The sequence below is a fragment of the Niastella yeongjuensis genome (assembly GCF_900110245.1).
GTDB lineage: Bacteria > Bacteroidota > Bacteroidia > Chitinophagales > Chitinophagaceae > Niastella > Niastella yeongjuensis.
Genome location: NZ_FOCZ01000016.1, coordinates 81,468 through 94,986, shown reverse-complemented (window position 1 = coordinate 94,986; position 13,519 = coordinate 81,468). Strand labels below are relative to the sequence as shown.

The window sequence follows — 13,519 nt, the reverse complement described above, 5'->3', positions numbered from 1 at the left end:
TGGGGATGTACAATTGATTTTATCAGGGCGCTCCATAATAAGTATAGTTGATGCCTTTAAAAGTTGGGCTTCCGCTGAACATATTGGCGGTAAGGGTATAGGTACCCGCAGGCGCATTGGTAATGGTTACGCTTTCGGGGAAGCTGCAGGGCGTCGTAGATCTGGCGGCACATAAGTTGCCGCTTTTTGACGTGGGGCCCGACAGCGAATAGCTAATCGCATAGGTTGATGGCGGACTTGCATCAATGGTCAACACAATATTTCCTACAATCGTGGTGGTGAAGGTCACAGAGTTGGAAACACTCATATTCAAATCACCAAATTTTCTTACCTGTGTTGTGTTGCAGGCGGCATTGGTATTGGCATAGTTCTGACCATTGGCATTGATATCGTTGGTGGCTTTCTGATCGGCATCTGCCTGGCTGACAAGGGAATTATATTGGCCGGCGGCTATTGTATAGGCAATGGTACCTCCGGCATAACCTGGCAGGCAATTGTTGCGGGTAAAATTCCTGCTCTGCGCCACATTATAATAAATTAATGTGCAGGTTCCGTTGGTATTGGCATAGGCTTGCCCGTTGGTTGCAATATCATTTTGGGCCTGCTGGTTGGCGTCTGCCTGGCTGATGGAAGAAGTGTACGTTCCTGCGCCAACAGTATAAGTTGCCGTGCCGGCCATATAGCCGGTGCCACAGTTATTGCGCGTGTACGTGCTGCTTTGCAGGGTATTGGCATAAGAGGCGCCCACAGGGCAACTGACAGGTTGACCGGCGTAGGAATAGCATAATTTTGAAACAATGTTTTTATCCTGGTCCCTGGTAATATTCAGCCGCCCAAAACCATCATACTCATAGGTTTTTGATAACCCGGATGGGTCAGTTTCGCCTGTCATTCCGGTAAGGCAATTGTAGGTATTGGTTGTCAGCAGACCATCGGCAGGAAAGATCCGCACATCGTCTATTATTCCCGGCAGGGTGGCCGATCCGGTATACGCCTGTTGGTTCATCACCCATTTCCCGTTTGCCCAATTCCAATACTGGAGAATATAGTTACGACTATCGGGCAGGGGAAAATTAACAACGTAGCTATTGGGATTGCTCCTGTAATAACCATTCCCCGTATGCGCACTGCCGGTAAGCGGCGCGGGCGAATCTTCAAACCCTTCGTAAAAAAAGCCTTTGGTGACCGTGGTAACGCCATTCAGCACGGGATAGGTATAGTTAATGCCCCGCTCAGCAGGGTTACCATCGCTGATAAAATAAGAAATGGTGTAGTTGCCGGCAGGCATATTGGTTAAAGTCACGGATTCCGGGAAAGAACAGGCGGCGGAGGTACGGGTGGCGCATAAAAATCCGGTGCGTGAGGCGGCTCCCGACAAAGTGTAACTGAGGGTGTATGTATTTTGCGGACTACCGGCAGCGGTCAGTACAATATTTCCGGCAGCCGTGGCGGTAAAACTTCCAGTCGTAACGGAACCCAGGATAAAACCTGACTGTGAACCAACGCTCGTTGAGGCAACATATATATTTTCAGCATTGACCGCAGTGGCAACCGGCAAAGAGGCATTGTACCCATACAGGTAAGCCGTGGTTTTACCACCCGCCATCCGCGACGAGACGAGGTTGGAAGTAGATGGATCATACTTGAAAAATTGCTGCCGGGTGAGCGTAGTGCCGGTATATTGATCGGTATTGGCCAGGTATACCCTGGCTTCCGTTCCATAGGTTGTTGCACTGTAAACATGGTGCAGCTGGTGTAGCACGCCGTTCCTGTTTTCTATCAGGTGTACCGGCACATTTTTACGATTGGCGGCCGACAGGGCACTGATGGCCTGTTGCTCGGCCGAGCCGGTGGTAACCATGGGAATGGAAATGTCATCGGCGTGATACATTGTTCGTATATAAGAAAGCCCTTTTGAGTCTGTGGTAGTAACGGATTGGATTAGCCGGTTATTGGCAGGGGAATAAGTATAGGCTGATGTGGTTTGCACAAACTTAGACCTGGTTTTCTGATCATATTCTTTTTTAATCGTTTGGGTAAGCCGGTAATCCTCTGCATTGGTATAGTAAATGCCAAAACCGGTTTGCCAACCGCCAAAGTTATTGACAAAAGCGCCTATCCTTAACATCCGGTAACCCCGGGCCTTTTGAGCGGAAGGGGTGATGGAAGCATACGTATTGATTATTTGGGTAACGGTATCACCAGACGCAGTATACATGGTCTGGTTGTTCAGCAATCCCCGTTTATAAGAGAGGCTTGCGGTGGAAATAAAAGAAAAAACATTGGTTGCACCGGCCATCTGCTGGTTCACCACATCAGACAGATTGGGATCGTTAAAATTGGAAAACGAAGATATAGTATATCCACCACCGTTTGGCTGACTTACTTTGACCGATGAGTAGCCCACGAAGTTTCCGTTCAGGTCGCTGGTAACATAAGGCGATTCTGAAAAAAAGATAGAGGCGTTGCTGAAATAAAAACCAAGCTGATCGTAATAAGTACCAAAAATCTGACCGGTAGAGCTCCCGCTGTTATCTGTATAAGAATAAATAGTGTTGAGCGTATCGCCGCCGGATACCGTTCGGGAAATTTTGCTGACCCGTAGGCCGCCTATTTTGCGCGTGCCCGCGCCCCTGTAATCATTCAGTTCATAGGTAAGCTTCCAGGTGCTGCCTTTTAGGTCTGATACCGAGGTGAGTACATCTGTTGCGGCCATCACCAGGTTGGGTTCGCGTATCCGGTTAACGTTGGTCCAGTAATCCGATGGATTGGAATAATAGACCGATGTGGAGGTGGCCGAACAATACCCCCAGTAGTCAAAGGCGCCCGATTTCCGGGAGGGCAGTATGTTGGCCTGGTTGTACATAAAGGCCGCCATTGTAACGGGCGTAGCCGTTGCCGTGGTATTTCCGGCAACCGTAATATCATCAAGCCTTAGCCGGAGTATATTGGCATCGGCCGAAGGGCTGCCAAAATAGCCGGTATTGAAAGTGTAGGTCTGTATTATCTTGCTGATGGTGGAAGACAATTGCGGGTCATATTCTTTTGCTGTAATGCCTGTCAGCCTGGCGGCATGTTTATCATCCTGCCTGTCATAGGCATAACTGAATTCGATTTTACCCAGGGCTGAAGTGATGGAGGAAATATATTTTGGATTATAAACAACACTTACCTGAGGCGTTGAATCCATGGTAGTCTGCAGAATACTGTTAACAGATTCCGTAAACTGGTAATGATAAAGTGTGTCGTTGCGATAGGAGACATCGCTGCCCGAATAAGTCATGTAAGTAAATGTTACCAGGTCTTTTGCATTCCAGGTAACAATTTTGTCCAGGTACCAGGTGGAGATGAAACTGCGTGCTGTTCCGTAAAGCGTGGTGCCGGTAGATTCAACAGAGGCGGAACTGCTTCCGAAATAATACCGGTTTCCCTGGTCATCTGTTACAATGAAACTATTGGCTGAGCTATTATAACTGATATTAATCCCGTTACTATTGGAAACAACCGGCTGTCCATTGCCATCCAGCACAAACTGGAAAGCAAAAAAGGGTGTTTTTACATAGAACAGATCCGGCTCGCCATCTGCGGTCGGAGCATTGGTGCTGGTGTTTATACCGGTCAGGGCAAAGGCGTCGTCTGTGCTCATGCTTCCCAGGTCCCCGGTGCTCCAGCCGGCCCAGGCAGCCAGCTTGTTACCCCAGCCTCCGCCAATGTATCCATTGAATTGTTCATCAGGAAACCCCCTGACCACCCTGGAAATATTACCGCCTGCATCAAGCTGCCATCCAATTCCGGCGCAGCCGGCGTATTCCTGTAGTTTAATGCCCCGGCCACCGGTATAATTCAACGAAACTGGAATCGTCAGTTCTTTCGAAGCCAGGTTACATATCCCGATATGCACCTGCGCTGTTCCGGTATAGAGGTCAACATCCACATTGGCATCTGCCTGGGTGGTGGCAGTTTTTCCTGAAAAACTATTATTGGCGGAAGGGAATGCCAGTGCATTGGTAAATGACGATTGGGCCAATAGCCCATAATGTGCAGGTAGCAACCATAGCAGTAAAAGCATTTTTGACAGGAGCGGACAGACATTGCCCTTGCGGGAATGAGAATAACTCATAAAAAAAGGTTTAATGGTCAGGAGTAAGTCCGTAAAGGACTTGGGCACGATGTGATAATAAATCTACGAAGCTGGTTTGTAATATGATGTGGGACCAATAAGTGATGACGATGCCAATGAGCAGTACAATAACGGCAGCTATAAGAAATATAAAATGGCAGGCATGTTTAAAAAGCTAATACTCGTTCTGTTTTGAATGATAGCCGGATAGTTTATCCAACTATGCAGTGCATCGTCCATAAATCTTTCTTTTTTAAAAATCGGGCAAAATTACTTGCAGCTTTGTGGTTTTCTGCATCCTGTATATTTAGCATTCAACGATATGGGTGAAAACACCCTTTTTTATCTTTCCAAATGTTAGTAATATCGATAATTATAGTTCGAATGTATTACAATACCGTGCTGCGCTACTTAAATCAACCTACACCCATTCTGATAGATTCCCCCGCATCCCTTACAAAAAAGTCTGATCTGTAACTCCTCGCCTGATTCAGTATTAACAAGCACTCACCTCATATGGTGATTGTTAGTAGTTTGCTGTTATGATAGCTTTACTAAAATACAAAGTAACCTATGCGATATTAAAAAATGTCTGCAAACCTGAGTATACTGGTGAATTCACCAACAGCACCGGCATGTGAAAAAATAGAATTTTTCCATGCCGACAGTTGGAACACAGATGCTGAAAAGCAGCTCATCGCCCGTATGCAGGAAATGTTGTACATCTTTAAAACAATAGCCGCTGCTAACATCAGCATCGAGGTAAATATAGAGGTAACCGATGCAGACAACGCCCGCCTTCAGATCGCTAAAAAGATCAATAAACAACAATTCGCCCTGCAGGAAAATTTATCACTCCGGGAAATTGAAGTCCTGGGATTGATCATGCAGGGTTATACAAACCAGGAAATTGCCGATAAATTATTCGTGAGTTATGAAACGGTAAAATCCCACCGCAAAAACATTCTTCAAAAAACAGGTACCAACAACACAGCCGCCTTAATTAATCATTATCACCAGACATTTTTCGACAAGCCCTGAGATTCCCCCTTTCGGGGGATTGAAACCAGGGGTTCATGATCTGTACATTTATTTTAAATAATACTGCAGAGTATGAATTACTATGAGTCTAACGGTCAGTCGTTCGAACTGTCCGAATTTGAAACGCCATTTGCCGATGTAACTATAAAAAGAGAAGCGGAACATCAACCACTGCAATTTTCCGGTGAACAGTTCTATACAGAAATGGAAAGTCCTTTCAGACAGGGTTTTGAGCCGGAATCAACCGCCCAAAAGCACGCCCTGGCAGGCGACTTTGTACAATTGACCGGTGAGTTAAACAGCCAGGAGTTCAATAACAATCTCTATCAGCTGGCTGCCGAACTGGAAGCACATTTCAGCAGCAAGATCTCCGATGAAACGGCCATGGGTGTCCAATATGTGCCCTTTGTAAACCAGGAGGCGCAACAATATTTCGAACCGCTGATCGGTGAAACAGAACGGGCACTTGACCGGGTAAGTCAATACTTTTCAGGCAATAACCTGGCCGGGCATTCCGAAGCCGAACTGGAACAGTTTTTCAGCCAGCTGGAATCACCTGCTGGTTATACGCCGGCACAGGAAGACTTCTTCAAATCTGTTTTTAATAAAGTAAAATCAGTCGTTAAAAAAGGAGTGGATCTGGCAAAAAAAGGGATCAGTGTGGTGGGAAAACTGCTTCCCATCAACCTGGTACTGGATAAACTAAAGGGCATGATCCGTCCCTTACTGCAACGGGTGTTGCAATTTGCCATAGGTAAACTGCCGAAACAATTGCAGCCACATGCGCAAAATCTGGCCAAAAGATTTTTGAATCTGGAGAGTGAGAATCCGGAAAATTATGATGAAGCCACTACGGGTGGAGAACTGGAAAGCATTCAAACCGAATTTGATAATTATATTGCCCAACTGGCGTTTGCGCACGATGAAGGCGAAGCCGAACAGCTGGCATCAGATTATGAACACAGTTCAAATGATCTTAGCCGTGAGTCTTATGAATCGAACACACCTTCGCTGGAAGCGGCCCGCCAGCAATTGGTCGACGACCTCAAAAATCTAAGGGAAGGAGAGAACGCCACACCAGCCATTGAACGATTTATACCGGTGGCCATCATGGCCCTGCGTCCCATTATAAAAACGGCCATCTCCATCATTGGCCGGCAAAAGGTCATCAATTTCCTGGCCGGACTGCTGGCCAAACTGGTTCAGAAATACGTCCCCCGCGAGGTGGTGCAACCGCTTGCTGCCAACATTATAGATATCGGCATGACCGCCATTGGTTTTGAGACCTACGAAACCGGGCGGCCCGATGTAGGTTATGAAGCCATTGCAAATACCCTGCAGGAAACTATCCAGAATATGGGCTCGTTAAATGAAGAACTTTTCAGCAACGAACAAGCCCTGGCAGCAGCAACCCTGGAAGCGTTTGAAACCGCTGCCGCCAATAACTTCCCCGCCCAGTATATCAAAAAACATTTATTGCCTTCGGGGGTGCAAGGCATCTGGATCCTTAAACCACGCAAAGGGCCTAAAAAGCTGTATAAAAAATACACCCAGGTTTTTACCACTACTATTGAGCCTAAAATGGCCCGGGTAATAAAAACTTTTGGCGGAGTACCGCTCGCCAATTTCCTGCGTGATAGTTTAGGGCTGGATGTTACCAAACCCATTCAGGCCCGGGTTCACTTGTACGAATCCATTCCCGGCACACAGTTGAGCCACATCAGCAACCATGAAAAAAAGGTGACTGGTCTTTCAGTCAATTATGGTTATGTACAATTGCATCCCCTCACCATTTGTACCGCCGCCATCCTCATCAAAGAACCCTGCCTGGGTTCTGAAACACCTGCCGCGTTTACGGTGAACCGTAATAAGATCGGCGTAGGGCAACGTTTTTATTACCTCGAAATAAATGGCGCCCGTTTACGGGTGGCGCCGCCAGCGCCAAAACCGGCCGCCAAAGACCCGGGAAAAGACAAGCCAAGACCGCTGATGCCCCTCGAAAAACCGGGCGATAAGCCTGCACTTAGCAGCGATATTCAGGGCGTGATCAATTTCCCCAAAGCCGAGATCCGGCTCAATTATTTCTTCAGTGAAGAAGAAGCCAAAACGGTAGTCGAAAAATTAAACAAGAGTGATTATTTCGGTGCAGCATACAGCATCCGGTATTCTGTTCGAAATGTGTTGAATGGCATTCTGTTGAATAATGTGGGCACCAAGGTAAAGATCATTCATGAAGCCATACCCGAACTCTATCTTGAAAATATCCAGGACAAACAGGAACAATTCCTGGCAGCTGCAGGTAAAGAAGCCATGGGCAAGATCGTAGGGGCACTGATTGAAAAAATTGCAGAGGCCGCTTACCAGGGAGTAGTCAATTATTTTAAAGCAAGGGCAGTTGAATTCAAACAGGCGCAGGCCGAACAAGCTGATGGGGTAACCGTAAAGATCATTTATGTAAATGTACCAGGCATGTCAAAGATCGCTGCCGTGATCAATGCCCTACGTGGCACCTTCTCTGTGGGCAACCTGCTCGATCTTACCCTGCCATCTATCCCAAGTCCCGAAGTGCAGGTAAAAGCGGGTAAAAATTTTGATTGATCGCATATGCTTACCACTACCAATCCCATACACAAATCCTTAACTCGCCAGGTGCAGCATTGGCTCCAGGCTGCCCGGCGCATGGCTACCATCGATCACCTGGCTTCGGGCAATGCCTGGCATGGCATCGACCGTAACCTGGCCAACAAGATCAGGACTGCCTTACAGCACAGCAGTAATGAAGTAGTACAGTTGGGCACGGTGCTGAAAAGACAACTGGAGCAATCTGCAGAACCCGAAGTATTGAGAGCGGTAAAAAGAGGATTGTTACAACTGCGGGAACGGTATCTTAAAACCGAAGAAACGATCCATTTTTATACCATCGCCATCAACTCCCGTACTACGCCCACCATCGCTGCTTTGTTACGCGCCTGCGATATTATTTGTCAAAAAAGTATGCAGGAACTGTTGCAGCCGTTGGGCAAAGAAATTCCCGACGTACTGACGTATGTCGATAAGGGAGTGGGCGCATCTATTCTAAAAGCAGGCTTGCGGCTTTGGGATGGACGACTGAGCCCGGTTGCAGCCATTAAAATAACCCAGCACAACCTGTTTCGGCCAACCGCTATCATTCATGAAACCGGTCACCAGATTGCAGACCTGCTGGATTGGAACAGGGAACTGGCCAACGCGTTTCGCACACAACTGACCACACACCCTGCAGCCGTTGGATTGGCCTTTTCCGCCTGGGCCAGTGAAATTGCAGCCGATGCCTTTGCCTTCGTGCATACGGGCTTTGCAGCCGTGGCCTCTTTAAACGATGTGGTAAGCGGCACCCCTGAAGCAGTCTTTGCCTTTCGTGCGCATGACCCGCATCCTATAGCCTACTTACGCGTACTGATGAACGTAGAAATGTGCCGGCAGTTTTATGGGCGGGGCCCCTGGGACGATTTGGAAGCCGCATTCAAAAACGATTACGACCTCAACCTGGTTAATTTCCCTTCTGCAGGGTTGATAAAAATGTGTGTACCTGCCTTGCCTGATGTGGTAACGGTTCTTTTAAAGTCGGGGTACAATGCCTTCAATGGCCAGTCATTATCACAACTGATACCACCGGCAAGAGTAAGCCCTCAGGCGCTTGAGCGATTGGAATATGTGGCCGGTCCGGCCCTGTTTACCAGCCATGCCTGGATCTGGAAAGAATGCATCCGGTTACTGGCCATTAACGGGTATAAGATCGGCGCGGTTAAAGGCGATATAGAAGCCCTTTACCGGCAACAACAGGACTGGATGCAACAACTGGGATTTTCCATTGAATTGAATTAAACTATTTAACACCTGCAATATGACACCTAATTCAACAAAACGTGAGCAATTAAAGAAAGATAAAGAAAAGCTTCAGCAGCAAATTGATCAAATAGAAGACCTGATCAAAAATCAACCGCCCAAAACACCGGTGAACGATATGTTTGGCCGCATCAATACCCTTGCTGCTTCCATCCTGAAAATTGATCAGGAACTTTCATTTATCGACAATTCCTCGTATAAACAGGACAGCTCTCAATTGCAAAAGGGATTCGATATCATTTCCGGCGGCGGCGGCGTCAATATTCGCCCCGAATCGAAAGAGCTGGTAGACCAGACCAATGAGCTGGAAATAAAAAAGACACCCATCAAAGAAGGGAAAATTTATTCGGCCCCCGATCCGGCCAAAAAGCCTTAACGCTGTATACATCAACCACTCACTACTAAAATATTCATTATGGATATCCTTGACAATATAATGTTCGCCAGTTTTTTTCGCCAGCTCACGGGTAGCCGGCCTATAGAAAGCGATTATATAGCCAATCCAGCCACCTTTCCATTGCCGGTGATTTCCAACCCCGCTACACCACTGGTACCGGTTTATAATTATACACTGGGAAATAAACTGGGTTACTGCATAGTGGATGACCCGCAGTTTATTGAAAAAGGTATTCTCAGGCATTGGTTCGATGTAAACGAGAAAGCCATCTATGCAGGACCTGGGAGTACGCCTCAATACAGCAGCTTTCTATATACCAGCAACTATCATATGATCTATGGGTATCTTATTGAAAATACCCGCATCCTCCAGATCTTTGAAAAGGTCATCGATAAATACCTCAATGATGAAGAGCTGGGCATCGCTGACAATTTCAGCACATTTAACTGGATCCAGAACAGTGAACGGCTTTTCTTTAAATCAGACGTCCCCAAGCAAACGAACCTGCGCAGTATTCTGCGTCCGAATTCCGATAACAGCCGCAGGAATGCCTACTTCCGCATGTTTGGGATGGACCTTGCTTTTGGCGACATAGACCCGCAAAATGCCTCTAAACCCTATATTAAAGCCAGGGCTTCGAACCAGCAGTTTATCGTGCTGTTCGAACGCTATTTGTCAGAAATATGGCAGGGATTCATCAATGCAAAAAACACCTCCGGCGCCAACACCGCCGATGTGAATATTTTGGTGGAACTGGCCCAGGAGATCCGGGAAATTTTAATTGCGCGGCGGGGGAGTGTGGCCGCTACCAGTTATGGCAGGCTCAATCTTTCCAAAGAAGAATATTCATCGGTGTTAATGAACAGCTGGTTCAGCTTCATTGTATCGTATAACTCACCCATTGTAAATTATCTCAATGCCCAATCAAGCACCGTCGGTGAAAGGCTGATGAAGATTGGCACCAAGGTAGGCATCCCGGCGCATTCCAAATGCCAGGCACTTTTTGACATGGCCGGCTCGGCTGCCAATATTCTCCTGGCGGTGGAAGCAAACGGTTTGCTGGATGACCCCAACTGGGTGCAGCAAATGTTAACCAGTTTCCAGGGGCCTGCCACATTGCTCAATGCGACCCAGCGAAAATTCATGGATGACTTTTTAACGGTGATCAATAACTGGGAAAAAGCAACCGGCCACCGCATTAAAAATCCCGAAGCCAATATCCGTGGCACGGTAAAGATAAGTTCCAATGGTGCACCGGCACCCGTAAAACCGCGCACCCAATTGAACTAACACCATTCTTTATTGATTATAAATGTAAGGACCATGAACCAGTATACAGCGAGCCTTGAAGTTTTTGAAACGAGTGGGGATGAACCAACACCAAGACCAACGCCAACGCCGGCACCTGCGTTTGAGGAATATTCTCCATTTCAGGGGGAGGAATTCGAAACCGAGGAGTGGGAAGAACCAGAATCAGAAGAGGAAGATTACAGGGGGCAGCCTGAGTGGGAGGAAGAGATTACGCCAGCGACTGTGCCCGATCTCTATAACCATCTCGGTCTGGCAGCGAGGGCACTTCCATTAGATGTTTTCCGTATAGCTATCAATGGTTACAATGCGTTAAACAACCGGGGTGCTTTAAAGAATATCGATATACTGACCATCGTTGATTTTAATCAGCCCGCCACACAAAAAAGGATGTACATCATCAACCTCACCCAACAAAAACTAATCCTGCAATGTAAAGTGGCGCATGGCAAAAACTCATCTGATCCTTCCAATGGGGCCATTTCCAATCGCTTTTCAAATGATATCGGGTCTAATCAAAGCAGCCTGGGATTTTATGTCACCCTGAGCACCTATCAGGGCAAACACGGCCTTTCGCTTCAATTGGAAGGAATGGAACCAGGATTTAACAACAATGCCAAAAGAAGGAAAATAGTAGTGCATGGCGCTTCTTACGTCAATGAGGACGACAATAAAGCCGCGGGCAGAAGCTGGGGTTGTCCGGCTATTGATAACAACCTGGTACAACCGGTTATCAATACCATCAAAGGAGGCAGCTGTTTTTTTATTTTCTTCCGCAATGCCGCCTATCTTAAAGACTCCACATTCGCCGGTGGTTCAACGGCTGCCAACACACCGGGATTCATGAAGACAATATTGACCAGTGCAATTGGTGGTGTAACCCAGTCGGCCGTCAAAAAAGCAAAAGGTGTCGATCCCAAAGTGGTAGCCAACATCAGAAAATATGATGAACCTATCAACCGGTTAAGTAAAGCGTCAGGGCTCGATCCCAATATCGTACGGGGTATCATTGCTGCGGAATCTGGCGGCAATGCCAATGCGGGAGCCGGTAAATCGGGATACAAAGGACTGATGCAGGCAGAGCGCACCCCTGACCAACTTACACCGGCAATCAGCCTGGAAACAGGGATCAAAAAATACCAGAACTTTAAAGGCTATATAAAAAAAGGGTTGGACTTGTTGCACATCCCTTTCCCGGCCCTTAGCGAAGATGCCTATGCGCAAATGGTGCTGGCCTGTTACAATGCCGGGCATGTCACTGTTATCAAGGCCATGCAATATGCTTCTCAGGCCGGTGAACCCGGCAACTGGTTAAAACCGGAATACTATCAACGGGCGTTGTTGTTTACCGGCGCCTATGATCTTTATGACAACTGCACCCGAAGCGCTTCCCCCGGCGATATTGCCACCGCTAAAAAACAAAAAGCGGCCTTTCGCTTTAAGAAAGGAAAAGGCGCAGCAGCCTGGTACAAACAACCCGATCCGTCCGCCTGGGGCACAGTAACCGGTACGTTATCGCCGGTCCTTCAATGCTGGATCCAAACCAAACGGTCAAACACGCCCCATTATCTCGATGTGTTTCTTCAGTATTACCGCTATTTTGCGGGTACTCCCACGCAACAGGAGTATGAATGGAGCGGCGAAGAAGAAGCCTTTGACCGGGAAGCACCAGTAACCAGCTTCGAAACCGAAGAAAACGAGCTTCAATTTTATGGTCCGGAATATTTTGATGGCGAAGAAGAGACGGAGGATTATGAACAAACTTTTTATGAGTACTACGACGAGGCTGAATCCGAAGAAACAGCAAACGAAACGGAAGAGGAGTGGGAAGAACTAAATGAACTCGAAGAAGAATCCTTCGAACATCTTTCATTTCCTGAAAGTGAAATCCCCCAGGTTACTGCACCTCCCTTGCTGGGAAAAGACACTTCCGTTCCGGGCGTTACCTGTTATGTGACCATTAATATTGGTAAAGCCAACTATCCGCTTACTAAAACAGGTATTTATGTGCCGGCGCATTTCAATGCTGCCCAGCCAGTGACAATAATTTTATACCTGCATGGTATGACCGGAGAGTTTCCCGGCGCTACCGCTCAAATTGATCGATACTGGTCACTGACCAAACCTAAATACGATTTTCGTTTGCGGGAAGAGGTAAATTCGGCCGGCAAAAACTGTATTCTGGTGGCGCCCTCAATGGGAAACAGTCCGAATGCTTATACAAACACCCTTAGCGGTAAGGCAGGCGGGCTCGATCAATACCTGCAGCAGGTACTTGCAGCCATCAACACTTATATAATGCCCGGCTTTGGCAGCAAAACGATCGACATCAACAACCTCATCATAGCAGCCCATTCTGCGGGCGGCAGTCAAATGCGAAAAATAGTAACCACCGCCAACCCGGTGTTTGGCAATCGCATTACAGAATGCTGGGGGTTTGATTCCTTATACGGCGGTGAAACGAAATGGTGTCAATGGGCCAAACGCAACGCCTCAAAAAAACTGATCCTTTATTACCTCGGCAGCACGCAGGCACATTGTAAACTGCTCCAAAACATGGCCAATAAAAATGGCGTCAACAATATTTACATGAAACGGTCAACAGCAGCCAATCATTACCTGGTTCCCAAAGAACATCTAAAGCAACGGATTGTACAGATGACCAATTGGTAAGTTGAGCTACAGAAAAACCAGAAGGCTTCACAAGTCTGATTGACATCGTAAAGCCTTCTAATATTTTCCTGTTTTGAAAGAATAACTTCAGCTCA

General features: G+C 47.2%; 7 protein-coding genes. 6 read left to right on the top strand and 1 reads right to left on the bottom strand.

The window, feature by feature from the left end:
* Positions 1–22: 22 nt before the first annotated feature.
* Positions 23–4,120, bottom strand: coding sequence for a DUF5977 domain-containing protein (locus BMX95_RS34715; RefSeq protein WP_081202867.1), 4,098 nt, complete (start codon positions 4,118–4,120; stop codon positions 23–25).
* Between the two features lie 588 nt (positions 4,121–4,708).
* Here BMX95_RS34715 and BMX95_RS29460 point away from each other — a divergent pair.
* The 6 genes from BMX95_RS29460 (at position 4,709) to BMX95_RS29435 (ending at position 13,424) form a co-directional block, all read left to right on the top strand.
* Complete coding sequence (locus BMX95_RS29460; RefSeq protein WP_081202868.1) at positions 4,709–5,161, top strand: helix-turn-helix transcriptional regulator; 453 nt, start codon at positions 4,709–4,711, stop codon at positions 5,159–5,161.
* Positions 5,162–5,233: 72 nt separating this feature from the next.
* Complete coding sequence (locus tag BMX95_RS29455) at positions 5,234–7,759, top strand: hypothetical protein (RefSeq protein WP_081202869.1); 2,526 nt, start codon at positions 5,234–5,236, stop codon at positions 7,757–7,759.
* Positions 7,760–7,810: 51 nt separating this feature from the next.
* A complete protein-coding gene (locus BMX95_RS29450; protein WP_177193729.1) occupies positions 7,811–9,025 on the top strand; it encodes a hypothetical protein in 1,215 nt (404 codons plus the stop codon).
* A gap of 19 nt (positions 9,026–9,044) precedes the next feature.
* A complete protein-coding gene (locus BMX95_RS29445; protein ID WP_081202871.1) occupies positions 9,045–9,422 on the top strand; it encodes a hypothetical protein in 378 nt (125 codons plus the stop codon).
* A gap of 39 nt (positions 9,423–9,461) precedes the next feature.
* A complete protein-coding gene (locus BMX95_RS29440; RefSeq protein WP_081202872.1) occupies positions 9,462–10,733 on the top strand; it encodes a hypothetical protein in 1,272 nt (423 codons plus the stop codon).
* Positions 10,734–10,766: 33 nt separating this feature from the next.
* Positions 10,767–13,424 (top strand): murein L,D-transpeptidase catalytic domain-containing protein, encoded by a 2,658-nt coding sequence (locus BMX95_RS29435; RefSeq protein ID WP_081202873.1) that lies wholly within the window; start codon positions 10,767–10,769, stop codon positions 13,422–13,424.
* Positions 13,425–13,519 lie beyond the last annotated feature (95 nt).